Here is a 22,862-nt window from a genome sequence, read left to right as displayed (position 1 = left end):
GCAACTCCTAGTCGCTCAAGGGTTTGAGCAACTCTGCCAAGTCGCTCTCGGTAAACAAGGGCTCCTTGCGCCCCGTGGCGCCGCTGTACAGGCTGTCGGCCAAGCTGGCTTTGCGCTCTTGCAGGTCCAAGATGCGCTCTTCAATCGTGCCCTGTGCTACCAGCTTGTAGACAAACACGCTTTGGGTTTGGCCAATGCGGTGGGCGCGGTCGGTGGCCTGGGCTTCGGCGGCGGGGTTCCACCAGGGGTCGAAGTGGATCACCGTGTCGGCCTGCGGCAGGTTCAGGCCCACGCCACCAGCCTTGAGGCTGATCAGAAACAGCGGCACCTCGCCACTGGTAAAGCTGGCAATGGCCTCTTCGCGCTTTTGGGTTTGGCCCGTGAGCTTGGTCCAGCGCAACCCGGCCTTTTTGAGCTCTTGTTCAATGCGGCTGAGCATGCCGGTGAATTGCGAGAACAGCAAAATGCGCCGCCCCTCGGCAATCATTTCGGGCAGCATGTCCATCAGCTGCTCTAGCTTGGCCGAGCTGGTCACGGCTTGTGCGGCGGGCATGTCCAGCAGCTGCGGGTCGCAGCACACTTGGCGCAGTTTCATCAATGCGTCCAAGATGGTGATGTGCGACTTGGCCAAGCCCTTGGCGTTGAGTGCTTCACGCACCGACTTTTCCATCCCTAAGCGAATGGTTTCGTACAGGTCGGCCTGCTGGCCTTGCAGCTCCACGCGCATGACGGTTTCCACCTTGGGGGGCAGCTCGTGGGCCACCAAGGCCTTGGTTCGCCGCAGCATGAAGGGGGTGATGCGGGCGCGCAGCTGGCCCAGGCGCTCCGGCTCGCCCTGGCGCTCAATGGGCGTGCGAAACAGCTGGTTAAACCGCGCTTGGCTGCCCAAGAATCCCGGCATCAGGAAGTGGAACAGGCTCCAAATTTCGCCCAAGTGGTTTTCAATGGGAGTGCCCGAGAGGCACAAGCGGTGGCGCACCTGCAGCTGGTTCACCACTTGGGCGGCGTTGGTGTTGGCGTTTTTGATGTTTTGCGCCTCGTCCAGCACCACGATATGCCACTGGGTCTCTAGCCAGCGCTCGCGGTCGCGCATCAAGAGGGAGTAGGGCGCAATCACAATGTCGTGCTCGGCCATGTTGGCGGCCACGGTGTGGCGCTCTTTGCCATGCAAGACCAGGGTGCGCAGCTGCGGGCAAAAGCGCTGGGCCTCGCGCAGCCAGTTGCCCATCAAACTCACAGGCGCAATGATGAGCGCGGGGGCGGTTAGGCGGCCTGCGTCTTTCTCCACCTGGATATGGGTTAGCGTTTGCAGGGTTTTGCCCAGGCCCATGTCGTCGGCCAAGATGCCACCCAAGCCATGGCTGCGCAAAAACTGCAGCCAGTTCAGGCCTTGCTGCTGGTAGGGGCGCAGGCTGGCTTGCACGCTGGCAGGCACGGGCACCTCGGGCAGGGCGGTGGCACCCGCGAGCTGCTTGACCATGGCCTGCAAGGCGCTGGCGCCCTCCCACAGCGCGCCCTCGCCCAAGGAAGCCGTGGTGCGCATGGCGTCTAGGCGGTTTAGGCGCAAGCTCTCGGCGGCAAAGTCTTTGGGGCGCTCGCCCACCATTTCCAAAAGCGCCGCCATCCACGGCTTCAAGGCCTCGGTGGGCAGGCGCAAAAAGCCTTTGCTGAGGCTAGAGGGCAGGTATACATAGGGCGGAATTTGGGGCTGGCCGGTCTCGGGGTCCAGCGGGCTGTTGGCGGCCGCCGCAATCAGCTCGGGCAGCAGCGGCAAGATGTTGTGGCGCTGGCCGTTGATCTCCATGCCCAGTGAGAGTTCAAACCAGGGCGATGTGGCCTCGTCCTCGCCTTCGGGGCGCATGCGCACATCCAGCGCGTCGGCATGGGTGATCCAGTCGGTGAGTGTGTCGTCCACCGAGACGGCAAAGCCTGCGTCACGCAGGGCTTGGTAGCCGGTGTCGGCCCAGTGCAGCCAAGCATGTTGGGCCTGGTCGCCGGGAATGCCAAACACGCCGTTGTCACCGGCTTGCAAGCCCAAGTCGAACAGGCGTGTGACGGCGTCGAGCTCGGCGGCGGTGTCGCGGTGTAGCAGGTAGCGGCCCTGCGCGTTTTCTAGCACCACGGTGTTGCCGTGGCCCGCCCACCAGCCCACATGGCCCGCGTAGTCAAAGCGCAGCTCGGCTTGAATCATGCCCACCTCGGGCACGTCTTCGGGTAGGTTGGGGCGCAGGTGCAGGCGTGCGGTGGGCACCACGTCTTTGAGCGTGATGAGGGTGTCCAGCACTGGCGGCAGCGGCACGGGCCCCAAGCGCTCCATGAGTGCGGCTTGGTGGGTTTTGAGTGCCGAGGGTTTGAGCGCAGGCGCGTGCAGCAGCACATGCAGCTGCGCGGTGGACACACCGGGCGCTTGGGCCAGACCCACCACGCCGTGGTTGGCGTCTACGTAATAGGGGGGCTTGTTCAGACACAGCTTGGCGCTGCCAGTGGCTAGGCGTGCGCGCAGCGTCCAGTTGGGCTCGGGGCTGTTGGGGCTAGGCACCTCTTGCCAGTGCCATAGCAGCTCTTGCACCGGGCCCATTTGCACCTGGGTGCCCGCGCTGCCTTTGCCGTCGTCCATAAACAAGCGCCCCGTGCTGGCCGCCAGGGTGAGCGCGATTTCACCCACTGTGCCTTGCAGCGCAGCCTGGGCCGAGTAGGTGTAGCCAAAGCGGTAGTTATTGGCGTCTGGCATGGCGCGCAGCAACTGCAACACCTGTTTGTCGTTGTCGGTCGCCCGGTCGTAGACCACTTGCCCGGGGGAGGGTGCGGTTTTGATGGCCTTGGGCTTGGACCAGCCGCCCGTCACTTTGGGGTAGGCCACCACCGCCTCGAGGTAGAGCACGGGGCGCAGGGTTTGCGCCCCTTGGATGGTGAGCAGGTACAGGTACTGCTCGGGTTTGATGTTGTCGCGCGCACGCGCATCGCTGGGCACGGGGGCGTTGGCAGGGACGGCACCGCCAGCTTGGTCCAGCGCGTCTAGCCAGCCCATGAGTTTTTCTTCGGCCAAGCGGCGGGTGGCCTCATCGGCGCGGGCTTGGGCTGCTTGGCGGCTGGCTTCTAGCTCTTCGGGGCTGGGGCCGTGGCGCAGGCCTTGCGCGCGGGGTTGCAACTCGCCGCCGTCTTCGCTGAGCACCTGCAGGCCGTGGTAAGCGGCCTTGAGCATGAGGGCCACGCCGTGTTTGCAGTCGCTGCCCACGGCGCAGCTGCATTCGCAGTCCCAAAAGGCGATGCGGTTGTCGGGGGTGAGGGCGGTTTCTACATGGACCTCGTAGGGCTCAGCCTCAGTGCCTTGCACCTCGCCTTGCACGATCCAGTGGCCCGCGTCGGGGTCAATCTCGATCGACAGTACTTTTTGGTTGCGGTACAGCCCTAGCCCGCGCGTCCAGTAGCCATCGGGCACCAGCTTTTGCAAAGAGCGTGGATCGAACCACAAACCATTCGGTAGATAAGAAATTTCCATGCAAATAGGGCTGTAGCGCCCATGCAATAAGCGTGGGTAGCTACTCAATGTATAGCGTTATACGGTCCGTTGGCCGGCTTTTGCACTGTTTTTGCCAGCAAAAGCCGAACGGCCAAAGCGCGATTGTCCTCGCTTTTGGAGGCGTGCGGCGCGGGGGCTATTGTTTTTTGCGGCCTGCTTGTGGGGTTGGTCGGGGGGCGTTTCTTTAACACCCACTCCCCCAACCCCTCGCCCCGTCGGCGAGGGGAGCCTTGAACTGCCAATTTGGGCATTGGTCGCCGGATGCGCGTCTACAGGGGTGGCGTTGCCGACGGGTTGGTTGGCCACGGCGCGTGCGAGGCTGTTGTAGGTACTTCCTGCACTTTGGCTTGCCAACGCTGGCGGCGAAGCACGCCAGTGGGGGCGCACACACCCATCCGAGGCCCTACAACCGCATGCACTGGCCGTGGTGGACCACCCCTGTTGGCTACGGTGCTTGGGTAGCCCTTTTGCCGGAGAAAAACCACCCAATCGGCAGTTCAAAGGCTCCCCTCGCCGACGGGGCGAGGGGCTGGGGGAGTGGGTGTTCAAAACCCAAGCAAACCAAGTCTTCAACAATCTATGCAAGTGCCGGCAGATGCCATCTGCACCCCAGGCAAGCAGCGCTGAGTGCGGTTCAGGGCACGAGCTTGAGCACTTCCCAGAAGGCGGCTTTGGGTTCTTGCTCGTCGTCAAAGAGCAGAGGCTTCTCGCGGCGCCACCATTCCAGTCCTTGGGTCAGGTGGGTATGGTCGTCCGAGATGCCCCAAAAGGTGACGCTGTCAATTTCAGGGTGGGCCAAGAACACCTGCATCAGCTCGGCATAGCGCTGGGCCTGTAGCTCCAGCAAGTTGGCGATGGTGTCGTCTAGCAGATAGGCGCGCCGGGGGTACAGGCTCATGTCCAGCTCGGTGATTTGGTTGCCCAAACCCATGTGGGCAAAGGTGCTGAGGGTCTCGTCAACCTCTTGTGCAGTGGGCTCGTACACCGACACATGCATTTGGTGGCCCACGCCGTGCACCGGCACGCCACGGTCCAAGAGGCCTTGCACCACCTGGACCAAGCAGGCGCGCTTGTCGTGGCGGGTGGTGGCAAAGTCGTTGATGAACAGTTTGGCCTTGGGGTCTGCGTCATGTGCGTACCTGAAGGCCCAGTCCACATAGTCAGGCCCCACCACACGCAGCCACGCGTTGTCGCGCAGGCAACCGGGTTGGCTGGGGTCAACCACTTCGTTCACCACATCCCACACACCAATGGTGCTCTTGTAGCGGCCCACCACAGTGGCAATGTGCGATTGCAGGCGTGCCAACACCAGCTCACGGGTGGCCGGCTCGCCGCTCGCGTCTTTCCAAAACCAGTCGGGCGTGCGCTGGTGCCACAGCAGGGTGTGGCCACGCACGGCCATGCCTTTGGCTTTGGCATAGGCGACGATGGCGTCGGCCTTGGCAAAGGTGAATTCGCCTTCATTGGGCTGCAGGCGCGAGGGCTTCATCACATTCTCGGCCGTCAGGCTGTTGAATTGCTGCGCCAGCAGCGGCGCTTCCGAGCCGGTGAGCTGCCAAGGCTCCACCGCCGCCCCAATTTTGAAATGCCCCGCAAAACGCTGGGCGAGCGAGGCAGGCGTCTTCTCCGCTGACCCAGCCACTGGGGTGCCGACGACCATGGCGGCGAGGGCGGCAAACCTGAGCAGTGAACCTATCGACATCAAGAGTGTTCCTCCAAGAAAGTAGAGGCAGGGGCAGGGCGGCCGAATAGGTAGCCCTGCAGGTAATCGCACTGTTCCGCGACCAAGAACGCTTGCTGTGCGGGCGTTTCGACACCTTCTGCCACCACGGCCAAGCCCAAGCTGTGCCCCATGGCGATGATGGCTTTGACCAAGGCCTGGCTGCGTGCATCGGTTTCCAGGTTGGTGATGAAGCTGCGGTCGATTTTGATCGTGTGCAGGTTGAAGCGCGCCAGATAGCTCAGGGACGAGTAGCCGGTGCCAAAGTCGTCCAAGGAGATGGAGAACCCACACGCACGCAAAGCCTGCAGGTGCAAAGCAATCGCCGGGTTGTCTGCCACCAAGGTGTATTCGGTGAGCTCCAGCTCAAAGGCGCTGGGCTGCACGCCATGGTGCTGGGTGGCAGCCAGGAGCATGGGCACAAAGTTTTCTTGGGCAAACTGGCGGGCCGACACGTTGATGCTGATGATGGGCGGGTGAGCGGTTTGCTGCTGCCAAGCGGCGCGTTGGCGCATGGCTTCGTGGATGACCCAGTTGCCCAGCTCCACAATCAAGGTGCTTTGCTCGGCCATGGGAATAAACCGCGCAGGGCTTACAGGTCCAAGGCTTGCACTCGTCCAGCGCAACAAGGCCTCAAGCTTATGCAGCTTGGCAGTGCCCGCCACCACGATGGGCTGGTAATGCAATGTCAACTCGCCCTGGGGAACTGCTTGGTGCAAGGCCCCCTCTAGGCGCAGCGCGTCGGTCAAAGCGTCGTTCATGGTGGCATCAAAAAAGACGTGCGAACCGCGCCCCCGTTTCTTTGCCTCGTACATGGCAAGTTCCGCTTGTTGCAGCAGGTCTTGTGCACTGGTGCTGGTGGCACTGACCGTGGTTACGCCAATGCTTACGCCCAAGCGAAAGCTCAGATCGCCTTGGTCAACAGACTGGACGAGCGCTTGGCACAGGGCTTGTGCCCTGCTGTCCCACGTGCTGTGTGGGTCCGTTGCCAAGCTTGCCTGCGTGAGCAGAGCAAACTCATCACCGCCGAGGCGCACCAGCAATTCGTCAGTGGTGCATTGGGCCAGCAACTGCTGCGCCAAGGTCTTGAGTACCACGTCCCCTTGGCGATGTCCAAAGGCATCGTTGAGTTGTTTGAAGTGGTCCACATCGATGAGCAGAAGGGCGTACTGGCCACCGTTTTCCTTGCAAAGATGGAGCGAAGTTTGCAGCTGCTGCTCTAGGTAATTGCGATTGGGCAAGCCCGTGAGATCGTCGGTCGTGAGCTGCCGGATGCGCGCGTTCTCCGCGTTTTTGCGCTCACTCAAGTCCCTGATTTGGGTGATGCGCACGGCGCTGCCAAAGTCATCAAAGTGTGAAAAGGTGATTTCGGCGGGGAAGCTGGTGCCCTCAGGCGGACACAGTTCGATCTCACGGATGAGCGTGTTACCCATGGGAACAGGCGTGGCGGTGAACTGAATCAATTGCATCAGCTGCAGCGCCCATGGGTTGTTGTCCATGTGGTTTTTTAATTGCTGAATATGGGGTGCCTTAGCCAAGCGCAAGAAAGCTTCATTGCAAAACACCACAGAGTTGTCCGCTCTTTGGGCAACGATGGCGTGTGGCAGATGCCTTAGCGCTTGGTTTAAGCGCCGGCTCGATTGCTGCACCGCTGCATGGATCAGCACGGTGCCCAAGTACACACTGCTGAGCCATCCCAACACCGTGGCCCATGAGGCTATGGGCAGGTCTGCAAACGGCGCAAAGTTTTCGAGCTTGGGTAAGTAGGTCAGGCAGCGAATGGCAAAAGCACCCGCAACCCAGGGCATCTTGAGCTGCCAGAAAAAGAGGTAGGCGGAGTAACCGTAGGACCACACCAACAGGCAAAACACGTACAGGCGCCCCCACGGCTGTCCGCCAAGCAGCCAGGCCAAGAGCAAGCCCAAGGTGATTGCCAGCCCATGGAGAGCCCACTGTTTGGGCGTGGTGTCTTGTTGTCGTAAGGCAGCGTTGGCGGCCCACAAGAACACCAAAAACACAATCGTCCCCACCGTAGAGATGGCCACCCACCCCAGGTTTTGGGTTTCTTGGTACCGAAATCCAGTGAACGAGGACGCCGCCAGCGAGAAGTGCGCAACGCACCAGTACAGCGCAGCACGGTTGGTTCGGTCATTCAGCCAAACCGCGGCGAATGCCAGCCCCAGGATGGCGATGGCAAAGGAGCCTACCTCGTAAGCAGCAAACATCAGCACCTCGGTGTACGGTTGCAATTGGGGGGATTGTGCCCGTAGTTGTCGCGGCTCACCACCATGCGTTTTCAAGAGTACGGGTGCTTAGTCACCTATGATCATCGGCCCATGCCCCATTCCAACACTACCCATTGGCCACGCATCTTGGTGCTGTGGCTGTGCGGCATTTTTGCCGCCATTCAGTTCGCCAAAATTTCGTTTGCCTTTAGCCCGCTGCGCGAGTGGTACGCGGTCAGTCCTGCACAGATGGGGTTGGTCTTGTCCACCGTGGGCATGGTGGGGCTGGTGGCGGGGGTGACGGTGGGCTTGTATGCCCATGCTATTGGCTACAAGCGTTTGCTGCTGGGAGGTTTGTGCTTGGGCGCGGTGCTGGCCTTGGTGCAATCGTGGTTGCCGCCCTATGGGTGGTTTTGGGCGACGCGTGTGCTTGAAGGGGCTTCGCACTTGGCGGTGGTGGTGAGCGCGCCCACGCTCATTGCGCAGAGCTGTGCGCCGCGCCACCGCTCCATTGCCATGGGCTTATGGAGCACCTTTGTGGGTGTGGCCTTTGCCCTCACCGCAGCCGTGGGTGCTGCAGCCTTGGCCCAGTTTGGGCTGCCCGGTTTCTTGCGGCTGCATGCGGGGGGCATGGCGCTCATGGCGCTGGCGGCCTATGCCTTGGTACCCGCTGATCCCTTGGGGCGCGTGCGCCAGTGGCACCACCCTTCTGCCGTGCCACGCCAGCATGTGCAGATTTACACGCAATGGGCCACCGCCTTACCGGGCCTGTGCTTTAGCTGTTACACCATCATGGCGGTGGCCTTGCTGACCTTTTTGCCGCAATTGGCCGGGGCTGACCGTGGGTGGCTGGCGGTGGTGCTGCCGCTCATGAGCATTGCCGGCAATTTTTGTGCGGGCTGGTTGGCACAGCTGTGGCTCTCGCCCTTGGTTTTGGTGCGTGTGGCTTTGGGCGCTGTGGGGGCGTCGGCACTGGCACTGTGGCTGGCCAGCGCGGTGGGGTTCAGCATTGCGCCGTTTGCCATGGCCTTGATGTTGATGGCGGGCCTCGCGGGGGGCTCAGCGTTTGCCTTGATTCCTTTTTTGAGCCATGAGCCTTTGGTGCAGTCGCGCGCCAACGGGGCGGTAGCGCAAATGGGCAATTTAGGCTCTACCTTGGGCCCGCCCTTGTTTGCAGCGCTCATTGCGCAGCTGGGTGTAGCGGGCTTGGCTTTGGCCGTGGTGGTGTTCGCGGGGCTGGGCATAGGCTTGGCCACCGTGGGTGCGCGCCAGCACAGTGGAGCGCCATAAAGCCCCCCTAGAATGCCTGAGGCTTGTTGCCGCGTGCACACCGCTGGGGTGTGGCACAGAACAACTCGATAGGAGTGGCCCCATGAAGGCATTGCGCTGGGTAGGACTTGGTGTCGCGGCTGTGCTGGTGTTGCTAGCCGCGGCCGTAGCGATTTTGTATGCGCTGTTTGATGGCGACAAGGTCAAGGCAGAACTCAGCCGTGCCATGCTGCAAGACAAGCAACGCACCTTGGTGATTGCGGGCAAACCCCAGTTATCCGTCTGGCCCGATGTGGGCATTGCACTGGACGGCGTGAGCCTGACTGAGCGCAACAGCACGGCGCAGTTCATGAAGCTGGACTCGGCCCGCGTGTCGGTGGCGCTTATGCCATTGCTTTCCAAGCGTGTCGAAGTGCGCGCCTTAGAACTCAATGGTTTGCAAGCGACGGTGGTCAAGAAAAAAGACGGCACGCTGAGCATTTCCGACCTGCTTGGCGACACCCAGCACGACCACGCATATGACCCTGCCAAACCCGATGCCAACACACCCCGCAGCCCACTGCAGGTGGATGTGGCATCCATCCGCATGAGCAACGCCCAGTTCACATGGCGCGATGAAAAAGCGGGTACCAGCACCGCAGTGTCTAACCTGAGTTTGTCCACGGGCCGGGTGCAGGCCGACACGGGCCAAAAAACGGCACAGGTGCAATCCCTGCTGCTCAGCGTGAAAGGCGAAAGCAACAAAGAGGCGTTTGACTTGGCACTGGATGTGCCGCGCTTGGTGGTGGCCGCCGACAAGTCCAGCGGCGAAGCCGTGAAGCTGCGCGCCAGCCTCAACGGCGTGGGCCGCAAGGCCGATGTGTTGCTCACCCTGAGCGGCGTAGAGGGCAATGCACAGGGCTTCAAAGTAGGCAGCTTGAATTTGGGGCTAGACGCCCTGTCGGGCGAGGCCACGGTAAAAGGGCAGCTCAGCTCCCCCGTGGCAGTCAACATGACTGCGCAAACCGTGTCTTTGCCCACCTTGACCGGCAGCTTGGACATTGCCCACCCCGCCATGCCGATGAAGCAGCTGCGCTTGCCACTGAGCGGATCTCTAAGCGCTAACTTGGCACAGCAAACCGCCAACCTTGCGCTCAACACCCAAGTGGATGCCAGCAAGGTGCAAAGCAAGGTGAACGTGACCCAGTTTTCGCCGCTTGCGCTGGCGTTTGACCTGGGTGTGGACCAGCTCAATATCGACACCTACCTGCCGCCCAAACCTGCAGCGGCGGGTGGTGCCTCTGGTGGCGCATCTGGCGGTGCGGCGAGTGCCGCTGCCTCTGAACCTTTGGATTTGTCGGCCCTGAAAGGTCCGCGTGTGGGTGGTGTGCTGCGGGTGGGGGCTTTGCAAGTGTCGGGCTTGAAGCTCAGCCAACTCAACGCCACCCTCAAGCTCAGCGGTGGCCGCCTAGACGTGGCACCCCTGAGCATGAATCTGTACGAAGGCACGGCCAACGGCGCGCTGTCGGTCAACGCTGCGGGCAATGCGGTGTCGCTCAAACAAACTTTGGCGGGCGTGCGCATCAACCCCCTGATGCAAGACCTGCTGCACAAAGACTTGCTGGAAGGGCGCGGCAATGTGGTCTTGGACGTGCAAACCCAAGGCCCCCATGTGCTGGCCATGAAGAAGGCGCTCTCTGGTAGTGCCGCGTTGAGTTTGAAAGATGGCGCGGTCAAAGGCATCAACCTGGCGCAAAGTCTGCGTGACCTGAAAAGCAAGCTCGGCCAAGCCGACAGCACGCAACAAGCCAAAGCGGGCGAGAAGACCGACTTTTCGGAGCTGAGCGCCAGCTTCAAAATCGCCTCAGGCGTGGCGCACAACGAGGACTTGGCCATGAAGTCACCCTTTATCCGCCTAAGCGGCGCGGGCGACATCGATGTGGGCTTGGGCCAAATGAACTACCTGGCCAAGGCCACGGTGGTGGGCAGCGCCGAGGGCCAAGGCGGCAAAGACGTGAGCCAACTCAAGGGCCTGACCGTGCCCGTGCGCGTCAGCGGCCCGTTTGAGCAGCTGTCGTACAAGCTCGAATTTGGCAGCATGGTCTCTGACTTGGCCAAGGCCAAAGTGGAAGAGAAAAAAGAAGAAATCAAAACCCAAATCAAGAACCAAGTCGAAGACAAAGCCAAAGACTTGCTCAAGGGTATTTTGGGCAGGTAGCACGTATTGAAGGGTGGGCCGCTGCAGCGCTTTTTTGCCCCAATCACCCCCGCCGCCACAGCGTCTCAAACGCGGCAAACCCCAAAGGCCCGATGCGGGCGCCGGCTACGTGGGGGGCGACTGCTAACACTTGGGTCTCATGGGTCAGAGGCAGGGCCAGGCCCTGGTTGACGATGCGATAGGCCATGTCTTCAAACAGTTGCATGCGCTGGGCCTCGTTGGGTTCGGTTTGGGCGCGGTGCAAGGCAGCGTCTAGCAGGGCCACTTCGGCGGGGGGCATCCAGCGGCGCAGCATGATGTCGGCGCTGAACCAGTCAAAGCAGCCAAACTGCGGGTCGTGGTACATCACCTCGCCTGCCAGCACCAAGTCAGCGTCGGCAAAGTGCGCGGGGTTCACCCATTCGTGGATGGGTAGGCTGGCAAATTCCAAGTGCACACCGGCCGCGTCAAAGCGGGCTTGCAGGTCTTGGGCCATGCGGCAAATGCTGGTGCGTGGCCCGGTGACCATGCGCAAGTGAGTGCCCGCCGGAACGGGGCACTCGGAGGGGGGCGGCTCAGGTCGGTGCTTCCACTGCGGCAGCAGGCCACGGGCGGGCGTGTGCGTGAGATCGTCAGCCGCCAGCCACGCGCTGGTGGCGACCCAGTCACCCAAGGCCAGGCGCTGCGCCACCGTGTGAAACAGGGGGGACGTGGGCTTGCAAATCAAGTAGGTGCAGCCAGCCAAAGGCTCGCTCAAATGGGTGTTGGTGTGGGGGCCCACGCTTGCGCCCGCATCATGGCCGGTGGAGTTGTAGCCAAACTGCAAGTCAAAGCTCGGGGCCGGGCCTTGTGCCTCCATGACCCAGAGGTCAATCTCGTCCAACAAGGGCCGCTCGCGGTAGTAGTCTTTGAAGGCGCGAAAGGTGAGCTGGTAGCTGTTGTTGCGCACCAGCCGAAAGGGGCCGCTGCCCACCGGCATATGGCTGAAGTTGGCAGAGCGATTCAACGGCACGATGGACGAGTTGCCGTTGGCCGTGCACCGGGGCCACAGGTAGTGCGGCTCGGTGAGGTGAAAGCTCACGCGCTGGTCGTCACCCACCTCAACGCGCGCAATGCGTGAGTACAAGCGCTGGTAGGTTTTGCACTCCGCCCGCAGGCGCTCGAACGTGGCTGCCACATCGTGCACGGTGAGTGGTGTGCCGTCATGAAAGCTCAAACCCGGACGCAGCCAAAAGTGCCACAGCTGCGCGCTGTGCGCAGGCTCCCAGTGGTGCGCAAGCCCTGGCACCACGCGGTGCGAGTCGGCGTCAAACTCGGTCAGGCGGCCAAAGATTTGGCGCACCAAATAGGCCTCTAAGCGCGAAAACGCGTCCAGTGGGTCCAGGCTTTGCACCTGCCGGTACACAGGCATGCGCAAGCTGCGCTGGCTGGCGTGGTCGGCCTCCAAATACTCTGGCAAGCGGGCACTTAAGGCGCTGCGCTGTGTGGGGTTGAGTTGGGCAAAGGCTTGCTCCAAATCGCCTTCGCGCAGCAGCTCGCTCATGTGGTCCAAGGCCAGCGCATCGGGTGTGGTGTGCCACACCAGCGCGGAGTGACGGCCACGCCCTTGGCCTGCAGTCCAGGTGAGCCAGCCTTGGGCCTGCATCTTGGCCAAGAGGTTGCGCATATTGCGCTCGCTGCAATGCATGCCCTGCGCCAATGCAGGCAAGCCCGGTTGGTGCCCCAGGCTTTGCACCAAAGCGTGGAGGCGGCGGTACTGCGCAAGAAGTTTCATAAAAGGGGAAATTTTGCTTTGAACTTCATCCATTTTAATTTTCACCTTTATTGCGCACACTGGCACCCTGTTGTCTCTGCTTGTTGGGTGTTGTTGTATGAAGTCGTATCCCCCCGCCGTGCGGCGCTTGTTGCTCAGTACCGTGGTGTTTGTGATGGGCCGCTCGGTGGGCATGCCCTACTTGGCCATTTACCTCACCGAGCGCATGCAGGTCTCTGCGCAAACCTTGGGCTGGCTCCTGGGCGGCAGCGTGTTCTTTGCCACCGTGTTTGGCTTGTACGCAGGCTACTTGGCCGACCAATTCAGCAAGCGCAAACTGCTGCTCGCCGCCTGCGCCATGATGGCTTTGGCCTGTGTGGGCGTGACCGTGACGACCCAGTTGGTGCTGGTGTTTGCCGCGCTGTGCTGCGTAGAGGCCGCGGTAACCATGCAAAAGATTGCCCTCAAAGCGCTGTTGGCAGATTGGTTGGCACCTACCGAGCGTGCCAAAGCGTTTTCGATGAACTACACCTTAACGAACGTGGCGTTTTCACTCGGGCCCGTGGTGGGCGCATGGGCTTTTGGCATGGAGCATGCCGCGCCTCTGTGGCTATCCGCCGGGTTTGCGCTCATGGCCAGCCAGGTGGTGACACACAGCACCGTGAAGGCAGATGCGGGTAGCCAAGGTGGCAGCGCGCCAGTTCCCAGTAGCTTCAAAGACACCTTGCGCGACTTGCGCAACGACCACCAGTTGGTGTGGCTCACGCTGGGAGGCGTGCTGGCAGCCTTTGTGTTTGGGCGCTTTGTGACGGGCTACCTGTCGCAGTACCTGATTCAAACCCAAGGCATTGAGGGCGCGGCCCACACCATGCCCGCCATTTTGTTGACCAACGCGCTGGTGGTGATCTTGCTGCAGTACCCCGTGGGTCGAAAAATCGCTCCGCCCCACCTCTTTCGCTGGGTGGCTGCGGGCGTGGCGTTTTATGTGCTGGGGCTGTGGGGCTTTATGCATGCCAATAGCGTGCTCACCTGGGTGCTGGCCACGGCTGCGTTTACGGTGGGCGAGGTCATCACCATCCCCACGGACTATTTGTTTGTGGACCGCATAGCGCCTGCACACAAGCGCGGCAGCTACTACGGGGCGCAAGGCTTGTCGCTCTTTGGGGCATCGCTCAGCCCTGTGGTGTGCGGCTATTTGTTGGCCAGCTACCCCCCAGCGGTGATGTTTTGGGTGTTGATTGCTGCGGCAGTGGCAAGCCTTTGGTTCTACTACCAAGGCGCACGGCCCCAACCGGGCCAAGTGTTTGCGGCTGTCTAGGGTGCGCGTGGTTCGAGGTGAATGCCATGCAGCGCTTGCTGGGTGCGCATGTACGCAAACTCCGCGCTGATGAACGCACGCACCGCCACCACCGGTGACAGCTCGGCGGTGCGCTTGTGGCACACCATGTGCAGCTGGCCCACGGCGCGCGGCCCAAAGTCCAGCGGTAGCGCGCACAGCTGCCCCAACTGGGTGTAGCGGTGCTGCACCTGCGCCATCAGCAAAGCGCCCACGCCCGCGCGGCACGCCGCAAACTGCACGTTGTGGTCGTCTGAGGTAAATGCCGCTTTGAAGTTGGGAATCAGGGCCCGCAGTTCTTGGTTGATCTGCACCTCGTCATACGGGGCGGCCCAGCAAATCCAATCCAAATCTTTGGCTTCGTAGTGCGCGGGCAGGCTTTGCGCATAAGTGTGTGACGCATAGGCTTTGATGGGCGCGCTGATGCTGTCTAGGCACAGCAAATCGGGGTCTTGTGGCGCGAAGGTGCGCAGCGCAATGTCCGCCTCGCCGCGGCTCAGGTTGAGCAGCTTGACCGACGACAGCACATCTATTTGCAAGCCCGGGTGCGCCTTGCGAATGTCGGCGGCCATAGGGGCCAAAAAGTCATAGGCAATGCTGGGCGGGGCAGCCACCCGCACTTTGCCTTGCATCGCACTGGCGTGGCGACTGCCGCTGTGCTGCACCTGCGCCTCGGCCGCCCACACCGCCATGGCTTGGGCCGAGGGCAAGAGCTTGCGCCCCATAGGTGTGAGCTGCACGCCTTGGGTGCTGCGTTCAAACACGGGCTCGCCTAAGCTAGCTTCAAACTCTGCCATGCGACGGCTCAGCGTGGCTTGGCCCAGCTTGAGCAGGCGCGCAGCAGCACTCAAGCTGCCCTGCTCGGCCACAGCCAAAAACAAGCGCAAGTCATCCCAGTTGGTTGGCGCGGTCATAGATGCAAGTCCTTGCTATTCAAATATGGGTGGTGTCATCAATATTTAGCCAATTGTCATTCTAAAAATGGATGGACACAATGCAGCCTTCGATCAAACACAGAGGGTTTTATGCAATTACGGAAATGGGTGCAACGCAGCGCCCTTGCTTTGGCGATAGGCGTCTTGGCAGCTTGCAGCAGCACCACACACCCGACAGAACTCGCCACGCTGGGCAAAAACGTGAGCGATGCGGTGATGGAGCAGCAGCTGGAACTTGCAGGGCCCGTGGCGTTGGAAACCGTGGTCAGCGCCAACTGGGCGGTGCCCTTGTCGGGGCTGGTGAACCTGAAAGACCCCCAAGCCGCGGGGTTGAAAGACCATGACGAGCCCATCAAAGTGTTTGCGCATGTGCTGCGCCACCCCACGTACGGCAACTTTTTGGTGGACACCGGCGTGTCGGCCAGGTTGGCCCAAGACCCCAGCAGTGTGGGCTTGAACTGGCTGGTGCAAAAAGCCATGAAGCTGGACCAAATGAAAATGGCCCAGAGCACTGCCGATATCGTGGCGGGCTTGCCCGGCCCGCTGGCGGGCGTGTTCTTCACCCACCTGCATATTGACCACATCTCAGGCATGCCCGACATCGATGCCAAAGTGCCTCTGTTTGTGGGCACGCACGAGTCCACGGGCAAGCAAGCGATTCAGGTGTTTACCCAAGGTGCCACCAATGCGCTGCTAGAAGGCAAGAGCCCGCTGCAAGAATGGCAATTTGCCATGCGCCCACAGCCCTTGGGCCAAGACAGTTTTGAAGCGGTGCTGGACATCTTTGGCGACGGTAGCGTGTACGCCATCTACACCCCCGGCCACACCGACGGCAGCACCGCTTACCTAGTGCGCAGCACCCAGGGGCCTGTGCTGTTGGTGGGGGACACCTCACACACCCAGTGGGGCTGGGACCACGGCGTAGAGCCCGGTGACTTCACCCGCGACCCAGTGCGCAACCGCACCAACTTGCGCAAGCTCAAGGCCTTGGTGGCCCGCCACCCCAACATCCAAGTGCGCCTCGGGCACCAGTAAACATGGCGTTTCCGCCCGTGGTTATTGCGCAAGAAGCTATTGAATAGATAGCATTTTCTGGAGGTCTGGGCAATGCAGGTTGCCTGGCATCCCTTAGCGCTACGAAGTGTTCCCGCTGCTGTGCCATGGATTTCGGCAAGTGTTGGAAGACCTATCGGTTGTAATTCCAGCAAACGGCACAGTGCTGGCCAGTGCAACTAGTTGCCAAGAGGAAGATATAGCGTCATTGGAGAATCGAGACACCCAATGAAGCCATAGGCTTCATAAAAAGACTTTGCCTTTTGGCTCTTGGCATCCACCAATAATGCATAGGCTCCAACCTGGCTGCGGGCGTGCAAACATCGGTTGACGGCACATCCAACGAGGAGTTCTCCCAACCCCTCTCCACGGTTGTCAATATGGCGAGCAAGCCGCCCCAAGCGAAAGCATGGAATGGGGTAACGGGGAAGCTTTTTCCGCTCAGCGCTACTGAGTTGCAGCACATCCACCTGGGCCGCGCTTAGCGTGTAATAGCCCAATATCTTGCTAGGCTGCGTGTCGTTCACCAGAACAAAGATCGAACAGAGTCCCTTCGCACTTTGCTGTGCTGCATATTGGTGAAGATATTCGTCCAAAGGAGGTTCACCACTGGTGAAACCTGCACGGTCATGGACCTTGGCATTAAATACTTGCTCCTCAAGCACGCTTGACCTTTGAGGCCGCTTTCAGCGCACTTTGCAATACTGGATTTGGACTAAAGGCACCCTGGATAGCAGCATTGAAAGCAAGTAAATCTCGCTTAGAAAGCGTTACACGCGACTCCTGCTCCAACAAGATTTGCGCTTTTTCTTTTGCAGCACTGCGAACAAACCCTGCCATGGTTGTCCCCATGAGACTGGCCGCACGAGAAAGCAGGTCTTTGTCATCCGCGTCAAGCTTCAAATCAAATCGGGCTATGGTTGTCATAGTGAACTCCAAAAGATATACGGTATTTTACCGTACCCGTCAAAGAAATAAATTTGCAAGGCGCCGCACCCAAGGGCCTGTGCTGTTGGTGGGTGACACCTCACACACCCAGTGGGGCTGGGACCACGGCGTAGAGCCCGGTGACTTCACCCGCGACCAAGTGCGCAACCGCACCAACTTGCGCAAGCTCAAGGCCTTGGTGGCCCGCCACCCCAGCATCCAAGTACGCCTCGGGCACCAGTAAATATGGCGTTTGCGCCCGTGGTTATTGCGCAAGCAGCTATTGAATATGTAGCGTTTGCTAGAGGCCTGGGCAATGCAGGTTGCCTGGCATCCCTTAGCGCTACGAAGTGTTCCCGCTGCTGTGCGCGCTGTTCCAGGCTCAAGGAGTTGGATGTATAGCCTTTGGAATACGGCTAACGGCGGCGGTCAAATCCTCTTTGCGCAGGGGTTTGGACAAAAAGTCATTCATGCCTGCAGACAGGCATTCCTCTCGGTCCGATTCCATCGCGTTGGCTGTTAGCCCAATGATCCACCCACCCTGGTTCTGTCCGGTACCTTGGCGGATTGCGCGGGTTGCTTCCAAACCATTCATCACCGGCATTTGCACATCCATCAGGATGGCATCGTAGCGTTGTCGTTCTGCCATATCCACACCCAACGAGCCGTCTTGCGCGATATCGACCTCAAAGCCCATACGTTGCAGCAACGTTGCCGCCAGTTTCTGATTCACCGGATGGTCTTCAACCAGCAGCAGTTTGCCCTTGACCATCGGAGCGGCTGAAACAAGCATCACCTTTGGTGCCGCGTCAGAAGGTGCTGCTGCAGGCACCGCCATAAGGGACTTGGGGGCATTGGCGGCAGGCGCTGATCGCATCACCGCTGAACGGCTTGGATCTATCTGAAGCGGCAGGTCAAAGTAGAAGGTGGTGCCCACACCTTTGTGGCTGTCTACCCCGATCGCGCCCTGCATACCTTCCACCAATTTTTTGGAAATGGCCAGCCCCAGCCCAGTTCCACCGAAACGCCGTGTTGCGGAGCCATCGACCTGCGTGAAGCTCTGAAACAGCTGCGCGACTTCCTGAGCGTCCATTCCAATACCCGTATCACTGACCGAAAAGCGCACCCCTGCGGCCTGGCGTTGCACGGTGATATTGACCTGCCCATGGTCGGTGAACTTGACCGCATTGCTGACCAGATTCAGGAGAACTTGCCGTGTGCGCAAAGCGTCACCCACGAAACAATGCGTACTTGCATCATCCAGGTCCACGTGCAGGCCAATGCCTTTTTGATCGGCGCGAAGCATGAGCAAGGCGTGCACGCTTTGTACGAGTTCGGGTAAGTCAAAGGTCGCGTGCTCAAACTCCATCTTCCCCGCTTCGATCTTGGAAATATCCAAAATGTCGTTGATGATGGCCAACAGCGATTCACCAGAATTCACAATATCGTGCACATAGCCCGACTGCACCGGGGTCAGCGGTGTTTCCGCCAGAAGATGCGCCATTCCAATGACTCCATTCATGGGCGTCCGAATTTCATGGCTCATGGTCGCCAAGAACTGCGACTTCAGGCGGGTGTTTTGCTCAGCTGCCAGTCTGGCTGACTCGTTCTGGGTGGCAAGTTCCTGCAGAGACCCCACATGGCGCAAGCGTGCCCTCTCACTGCTCCAAAATACAAACAACAGCACGACATACAACACCACATAAATCGCCCCAAGACCCAGCAAGAGCCCCCACTGCTGAGCCCTCATGTGCGCAAACTCGGACGAGCGGTCGGTATAGATCTCCAGCACCGCCACGCGGTTCTCCCCCTCCACCACGGGCACATACGAGGAAACCAGATTCACCTCCTGCAGGGTGCGACCGAAGCTCTCGAAACTCTGCCTGAAACTTAGTTCGCTGGTGGCAACCCCCTGCACTGCGCTGGAAAAACCGGAAGAGGCTGCCTTGTTTTCACCTATCTGGCGAAACTCGGAGGAGTACTGCGTCACCCCCCGGAGGTCAAAAATCTTGACTTTGACAATGTCGGTTTGACGGCTGAACTTGCGCACAGCGGCGTCTATTTGATCCATATAGGGATTGGCCTTGATGGCAACGACGGACTCTTCATCCAATAGCAGCAGCGGCCGGATTTCATTCCAGGCTTCAGACACCATGACCTCGGTAATCGCCATGCTGGCGGCCTTGGTGGCATTGACAATGCCTTCTTGGTTGGACTGAACCAGCAACTTCCAAGTTAACGCCAGTGCCACAGAGAGTACGACAAACGTCAATGCTGCAAACGCACGTGTAGTGTGGTTCTTCAAAGCCGACCACAGCAATACAGCCAGATTCTTGGATTTGAGTTGCATGTGATTCCAAGTGAGACGGACGGGACAGCGCGCCACGCCTCCATGCTACCCAAGGACATTCATCACCGCAACGGCGAAATGCGCAAGGGACAAATTCGGCCCCAATGTCAGGCGTAATTGCCATGCGCCCGCCACCCCAGCATTCAAGCGCGCCTAGGACACCAGTAAATGGGGCGGTGGAACGTGGCGATTCCCTTAACCGACCAAATCCGCCGCAGTGAGTGCATACGCTTTGCCAAACCCCGCGTTCAGGCTGGCACGCTGTGGCACGAGGCGCCAGAAATAGAAATCGCTGAAGTCTGCGTACATCTCTGCACCTGCATGCCGCTTGATGAATTCGGTCTTGGCGGCGGCACGGTGCTCTGGGGGCACCTTGTGCGCTTTGCATAGGACGGTGATGCGCGGATGGCGCAGCGGGTCCCCATCGCCTGCTTCGCCCAGCAGCAGCGAGCAACGTGCATCGGCTTCTAGCGCACCGTAGTGCGCGGACAAGCGCGAAATCAAGATCAATGGCGTTGCGTCAGCATCCACGGCCAGCGACACACGTGAGGCCAAGGGCCAACCAGTGTGCGGCTCCAGGGTTGCCAAGGCGCCGTGCGCACTGTCGCGCACAAAGGCGCGCGCCTGTGCCCGCGCGGCATCGTCCGTTTCGCGCAGGACCTGTGGTTTGTCGGGGCTATTCGACTGCGACATGCTTCGCTCCCCTATTCAACAGTGAGCGCTGAGCCGACCTCATCGGGCGCATTGCGAATCGCCAGCTCGAAAGCCTTGAGCCGCTTGTAGACGGAAATCAGTTCAACAATGGTGCTCCAGCTGTTGACCAAGAATTGGAAAGAGCTTTCGACCCGTTCAAACACGTTGGTGATTTGCTGCATGAGCCCCAGTGTGATGGTTCCGGCGAGCAAGCCGGGGGACATGGCAATCAAGGGAATCAGGCCGCTGTACTGCAAGTAAAAGAAGCGCGCCACATCGAAATAGGCGTAGTGAAAGAACAGGCGGAAATGGTTGCTGCGCACCTGTGTCCAGATGTCGGCCAGGGTGGGCGGTGTGGCGCGCTCAGGGTTGTCTTCGCCCAGCACCAGTTCCTTGCGATACGCCGCCTCAACCCTTTGGTTGTTGAACTCCAGCCCTGGCAGCTTGATGCCCACGCTGGCCAACAACACGGTGCCAAAAATGGCCGACATCAATGCCGTCCACACCAAGGACTGGCTCACGGCCCCCACAAAAGGCAAGTCCGGAACCTTGGCCGAGAGCGTCCACAAAATAGGCAAAAAGGCCACCAGTGTCATGACCGAACGCATGAGGCTCACCCCCAAACTCTCCATGATCTTGGCGAACCGGTAGGTATCGTCTTGCACGCGCTGCGATGCGCCTTCAATGTGGCGCACCTTGTGCCAGTTGGCGCTGTAAAACTCGGTCAGGGCGGTGCGCCACCTGAACACCCAGTGCTTGACGAAGAACTCCAGCATGACCGCAACACCCACAAAGATGCCCGCGATCTTGGCGAAGACCAGCACTTGGGCGAAGAACTCTTGCGCGTTACTGCTCCCGGGCTTTTGCAGAATCCCTTGGATGTAGTCATAAAACGATCCGTACCAGCTATTGAGCTCAACCGTGAGCTGCACCTTGTACCAAGTCACCCCCACAATCAAGGCACCCCCCACCCAGGCCCAAAGCCACCATTGGCGGTTGCGAAAAAAAGACTGAAACATCGATGGCGCTCCTTGTGAATAAACCGTAAACCTAGCGTCGAATTTAACTGGCTTGCGGGGGATTCGCTGCACCACGCAAAAACGAAAAAACCGCTACCAGCCGGGCGTTGTGGGAACAACGCGGCTGGTAGCGGCTTGTGTGGACGATTGCGTGTGGGCTTAGTTGCCCAGTGCGTGCCCGGCTTGTACGTCGGCGTGGTAGCTCGACCTCACCATGGCGCCTACGGCGGCGTGTTTGAAGCCCATTTCGTAAGCTTTGGCTTCGAACATCTTGAAGGTGTCGGGGTGCACGTAGCGCTTGACCGTGAGGTGCGAGGTGCTGGGCGCGAGGTACTGGCCGATGGTGAGCATTTCGATGTTGTGGTCGCGCATGTCTTGCATGACTTGCAACACTTCTTCGTCGGTCTCGCCCAAGCCGACCATGATGCCGCTCTTGGTGGGCACGTGGGGGAACAGGGCTTTGAACTTTTTGAGCAGGTTCAAGGAGAACTGGTAGTCGCTGCCGGGGCGGGCTTCTTTGTAAAGGCGCGGGGCCGTTTCTAGGTTGTGGTTCATCACGTCGGGCGGGGCGGCCTTCAGGATCTCGAGCGCGCGGTCGTCGCGGCCCCGGAAGTCGGGCACCAGCACTTCGATTTGCGTGGTGGGCGAGAGTTCACGGATGCGGCTGATGCAGTTCACAAAATGCTGGGCACCGCCGTCGCGCAGGTCGTCGCGGTCTACGCTGGTGATGACCACGTATTTGAGTTTGAGTGCGGCAATGGTTTTGGCCAGGTTTTCTGGCTCGTTCACATCCAGCGGGTCGGGGCGGCCGTGGCCCACGTCGCAAAACGGGCAGCGGCGGGTGCATTTGTCGCCCATGATCATGAAGGTGGCCGTACCTTTGCCGAAGCACTCGCCAATATTGGGGCAGCTGGCTTCTTCACACACGGTGACCAACTTGTTGGCGCGCAGCACGTCTTTGATTTCGTAGAAGCGCGTGCTGGGGGAGCCCGCCTTCACGCGAATCCAATCGGGCTTTTTCAAGATTTCGCCGGGCACAACCTTGACCGGTATGCGTGAGAGCTTGGCCGCCGCTTTTTGCTTGGCGGTGGGGTCGTAGTTTTCCGCAGTTTGGACTTCGCGCACGGTGGCGTTGGTAGCTTCGGTTGTGTTCATAAAGTGTCCCGCTGGCGAGCTGCGGTGTTGAAAGTAGCGGTTGTAAGGGTCAAGGGGCGAGGTAGCTGGCCAGTTTGTCGCCCAACACATGGGCGACATCATCCCATGCCACGCTGACCCCGATTGTAGAAAGGTCTACCGTTTGCAGGCGGGCGTAGCCACAGGGGTTGATGCGGGAGTAGGGTTCCAGGTCCATGGCCACGTTCAGCGCCACGCCGTGGTAGGTGCAGTTGCGGCTGACTTTGATGCCTAGCGCGCCAATTTTGCCTAGGCCGGTGAAATCGGGCTGAGCGCCGCTGGCCTTGTCTTTTTGGGGGCGCTGTGCCAGTGGGCTGTGGCCGCTGGGGTCGTCTAGGCGCACATAAATGCCGGGGGCCCCAGCGACCCGGTGGCCGGTCACGCCAAAGTGCAGCAGGGTTCTGATGACCGCCTCTTCAATGCGGTACACATACTCTTTGACAAAGTAGCCCGCGCGCTTGAGGTCGATCAGCGGGTAGCCCATGACTTGACCGGGCCCGTGGTAGGTGACCTGCCCGCCCCGGTTGGTTTGCACCACCGGGATGTCGGCGGGGTTGAAAATGTGCTCGGCCTTGCCCGCCAGCCCTTGGGTGTACACCGGTGGATGCTCACAAATCCATAGCTGGTCACGCACATCAGATGCGCCCGGGAGGCATCTTTCGTCCGTAAATGCCTGCATGGCCGCATAAGTGGGCGCGTAGGCCGTATGGCCT

Annotated in this window: 17 protein-coding genes; 5 read left to right on the top strand and 12 right to left on the bottom strand. The window is 60.3% G+C overall.

The annotated features are described in order from the left end of the window. Positions 1-7 precede the first annotated feature (7 nt). From EXZ61_RS20385 to EXZ61_RS20375, 3 genes are all read right to left on the bottom strand, one after another. Complete coding sequence (locus EXZ61_RS20385; RefSeq protein ID WP_142813763.1) at positions 8-3,499, bottom strand: DEAD/DEAH box helicase; 3,492 nt, start codon at positions 3,497-3,499, stop codon at positions 8-10. A 655-nt stretch (positions 3,500-4,154) separates the two neighbouring features. Continuing rightward, a complete protein-coding gene (locus tag EXZ61_RS20380; RefSeq protein ID WP_142813762.1) occupies positions 4,155-5,222 on the bottom strand; it encodes an endo-1,4-beta-xylanase in 1,068 nt (355 codons plus the stop codon). Further along, entirely contained in the window at positions 5,222-7,465 is a 2,244-nt protein-coding gene (locus EXZ61_RS20375; RefSeq protein WP_142813761.1) for a putative bifunctional diguanylate cyclase/phosphodiesterase, read from the bottom strand. Before EXZ61_RS20375 ends, EXZ61_RS20380 begins: the two co-directional genes overlap by 1 nt. 111 nt (positions 7,466-7,576) lie before the next feature. On the opposite strand from EXZ61_RS20375, the gene EXZ61_RS20370 reads away from it, so the two are divergent. Together EXZ61_RS20370 and EXZ61_RS20365 are read left to right on the top strand one after the other, a co-directional pair. Further along, entirely contained in the window at positions 7,577-8,755 is a 1,179-nt protein-coding gene (locus EXZ61_RS20370; protein WP_168224838.1) for an MFS transporter, read from the top strand. Positions 8,756-8,837: 82 nt separating this feature from the next. Continuing rightward, positions 8,838-10,931: an AsmA family protein gene (locus EXZ61_RS20365; RefSeq protein WP_142813759.1), complete on the top strand. Its 2,094-nt coding sequence runs from the start codon at positions 8,838-8,840 to the stop codon at positions 10,929-10,931. Positions 10,932-10,974: 43 nt separating this feature from the next. Here the strand turns inward: EXZ61_RS20365 and EXZ61_RS20360 are convergent, their stop codons facing one another. After that, positions 10,975-12,717, bottom strand: a complete 1,743-nt coding sequence (locus EXZ61_RS20360; RefSeq protein ID WP_237219021.1) for an ABC transporter substrate-binding protein — start codon at positions 12,715-12,717, stop codon at positions 10,975-10,977. Positions 12,718-12,781: 64 nt separating this feature from the next. Between EXZ61_RS20360 and EXZ61_RS20355 the strand changes: the two genes are divergently transcribed. Next, positions 12,782-13,981 carry an MFS transporter gene (locus EXZ61_RS20355; protein ID WP_142813757.1) on the top strand — a complete coding sequence of 400 codons (1,200 nt, stop codon included), beginning with the start codon at positions 12,782-12,784 and terminating at the stop codon, positions 13,979-13,981. Here the strand turns inward: EXZ61_RS20355 and EXZ61_RS20350 are convergent. Next, a complete protein-coding gene (locus EXZ61_RS20350) occupies positions 13,978-14,913 on the bottom strand; it encodes a LysR family transcriptional regulator (protein ID WP_142813756.1) in 936 nt (311 codons plus the stop codon). The genes EXZ61_RS20355 and EXZ61_RS20350 overlap by 4 nt on opposite strands. A gap of 111 nt (positions 14,914-15,024) precedes the next feature. Between EXZ61_RS20350 and EXZ61_RS20345 the strand changes: the two genes are divergently transcribed. Beyond that, a complete protein-coding gene (locus EXZ61_RS20345; RefSeq protein WP_201799094.1) occupies positions 15,025-15,969 on the top strand; it encodes an MBL fold metallo-hydrolase in 945 nt (314 codons plus the stop codon). Between the two features lie 197 nt (positions 15,970-16,166). Here the strand turns inward: EXZ61_RS20345 and EXZ61_RS20340 are convergent, their stop codons facing one another. After that, the gene (locus tag EXZ61_RS20340) at positions 16,167-16,652 is read right to left on the bottom strand and encodes a GNAT family N-acetyltransferase (RefSeq protein WP_142813755.1); all 486 of its coding nucleotides are present in this window, start codon (positions 16,650-16,652) and stop codon (positions 16,167-16,169) included. Then, positions 16,645-16,914 (bottom strand): type II toxin-antitoxin system TacA family antitoxin, encoded by a 270-nt coding sequence (locus tag EXZ61_RS20335; RefSeq protein WP_142813754.1) that lies wholly within the window; start codon positions 16,912-16,914, stop codon positions 16,645-16,647. Before EXZ61_RS20335 ends, EXZ61_RS20340 begins: the two co-directional genes overlap by 8 nt. 88 nt (positions 16,915-17,002) lie before the next feature. Here EXZ61_RS20335 and EXZ61_RS20330 point away from each other — a divergent pair, with 88 nt between their 5' ends. After that, a complete protein-coding gene (locus EXZ61_RS20330) occupies positions 17,003-17,158 on the top strand; it encodes a hypothetical protein (RefSeq protein ID WP_201799093.1) in 156 nt (51 codons plus the stop codon). Positions 17,159-17,296: 138 nt separating this feature from the next. Here the strand turns inward: EXZ61_RS20330 and EXZ61_RS20325 are convergent, their stop codons facing one another. The 5 genes from EXZ61_RS20325 to lipB form a co-directional block, all read right to left on the bottom strand. Beyond that, a complete protein-coding gene (locus tag EXZ61_RS20325; protein ID WP_142813753.1) occupies positions 17,297-19,264 on the bottom strand; it encodes an ATP-binding protein in 1,968 nt (655 codons plus the stop codon). A 195-nt stretch (positions 19,265-19,459) separates the two neighbouring features. After that, the gene (locus EXZ61_RS20320; RefSeq protein ID WP_142813752.1) at positions 19,460-19,957 is read right to left on the bottom strand and encodes a HugZ family pyridoxamine 5'-phosphate oxidase; all 498 of its coding nucleotides are present in this window, start codon (positions 19,955-19,957) and stop codon (positions 19,460-19,462) included. 11 nt (positions 19,958-19,968) lie between these two features. Next, entirely contained in the window at positions 19,969-20,976 is a 1,008-nt protein-coding gene (locus EXZ61_RS20315) for a putative transporter (RefSeq protein WP_142813751.1), read from the bottom strand. A 159-nt stretch (positions 20,977-21,135) separates the two neighbouring features. Further along, on the bottom strand, positions 21,136-22,131 hold the full coding sequence (lipA, locus tag EXZ61_RS20310) for a lipoyl synthase (protein ID WP_142813750.1): 996 nt from the start codon (positions 22,129-22,131) through the stop codon (positions 21,136-21,138). Between the two features lie 49 nt (positions 22,132-22,180). Further along, on the bottom strand, positions 22,181-22,828 hold the full coding sequence (gene lipB / locus EXZ61_RS20305; RefSeq protein WP_237219209.1) for a lipoyl(octanoyl) transferase LipB: 648 nt from the start codon (positions 22,826-22,828) through the stop codon (positions 22,181-22,183). Positions 22,829-22,862: the final 34 nt, after the last annotated feature.

Origin of the sequence: Rhodoferax aquaticus, assembly GCF_006974105.1 — a bacterium.
GTDB lineage: Bacteria > Pseudomonadota > Gammaproteobacteria > Burkholderiales > Burkholderiaceae_C > Allorhodoferax > Allorhodoferax aquaticus_A.
This window is presented reverse-complemented; position numbering and strand designations above follow the sequence as displayed.

Excerpts from the sequence above, each read along its gene's own strand:
- EXZ61_RS20345 (WP_201799094.1), top strand. The coding sequence starts at position 15,025 with ATGCAATTACGGAAATGGGTGCAACGCAGCGCCCTTGCTTTGGCGATA.
- EXZ61_RS20350 (WP_142813756.1), bottom strand. The coding sequence starts at position 14,913 with ATGACCGCGCCAACCAACTGGGATGACTTGCGCTTGTTTTTGGCTGTG.
- EXZ61_RS20385 (WP_142813763.1), bottom strand. The coding sequence starts at position 3,499 with ATGGAAATTTCTTATCTACCGAATGGTTTGTGGTTCGATCCACGCTCT.
- EXZ61_RS20370 (WP_168224838.1), top strand. The coding sequence starts at position 7,577 with ATGCCCCATTCCAACACTACCCATTGGCCACGCATCTTGGTGCTGTGG.
- EXZ61_RS20325 (WP_142813753.1), bottom strand. The coding sequence starts at position 19,264 with ATGCAACTCAAATCCAAGAATCTGGCTGTATTGCTGTGGTCGGCTTTG.
- EXZ61_RS20365 (WP_142813759.1), top strand. The coding sequence starts at position 8,838 with ATGAAGGCATTGCGCTGGGTAGGACTTGGTGTCGCGGCTGTGCTGGTG.
- EXZ61_RS20335 (WP_142813754.1), bottom strand. The coding sequence starts at position 16,914 with ATGACAACCATAGCCCGATTTGATTTGAAGCTTGACGCGGATGACAAA.
- lipB (WP_237219209.1), bottom strand. The coding sequence starts at position 22,828 with ATGCAGGCATTTACGGACGAAAGATGCCTCCCGGGCGCATCTGATGTG.
- EXZ61_RS20380 (WP_142813762.1), bottom strand. The coding sequence starts at position 5,222 with ATGTCGATAGGTTCACTGCTCAGGTTTGCCGCCCTCGCCGCCATGGTC.
- EXZ61_RS20375 (WP_142813761.1), bottom strand. The coding sequence starts at position 7,465 with ATGTTTGCTGCTTACGAGGTAGGCTCCTTTGCCATCGCCATCCTGGGG.
- EXZ61_RS20320 (WP_142813752.1), bottom strand. The coding sequence starts at position 19,957 with ATGTCGCAGTCGAATAGCCCCGACAAACCACAGGTCCTGCGCGAAACG.
- EXZ61_RS20315 (WP_142813751.1), bottom strand. The coding sequence starts at position 20,976 with ATGTTTCAGTCTTTTTTTCGCAACCGCCAATGGTGGCTTTGGGCCTGG.
- lipA (WP_142813750.1), bottom strand. The coding sequence starts at position 22,131 with ATGAACACAACCGAAGCTACCAACGCCACCGTGCGCGAAGTCCAAACT.
- EXZ61_RS20355 (WP_142813757.1), top strand. The coding sequence starts at position 12,782 with ATGAAGTCGTATCCCCCCGCCGTGCGGCGCTTGTTGCTCAGTACCGTG.
- EXZ61_RS20360 (WP_237219021.1), bottom strand. The coding sequence starts at position 12,717 with ATGGATGAAGTTCAAAGCAAAATTTCCCCTTTTATGAAACTTCTTGCG.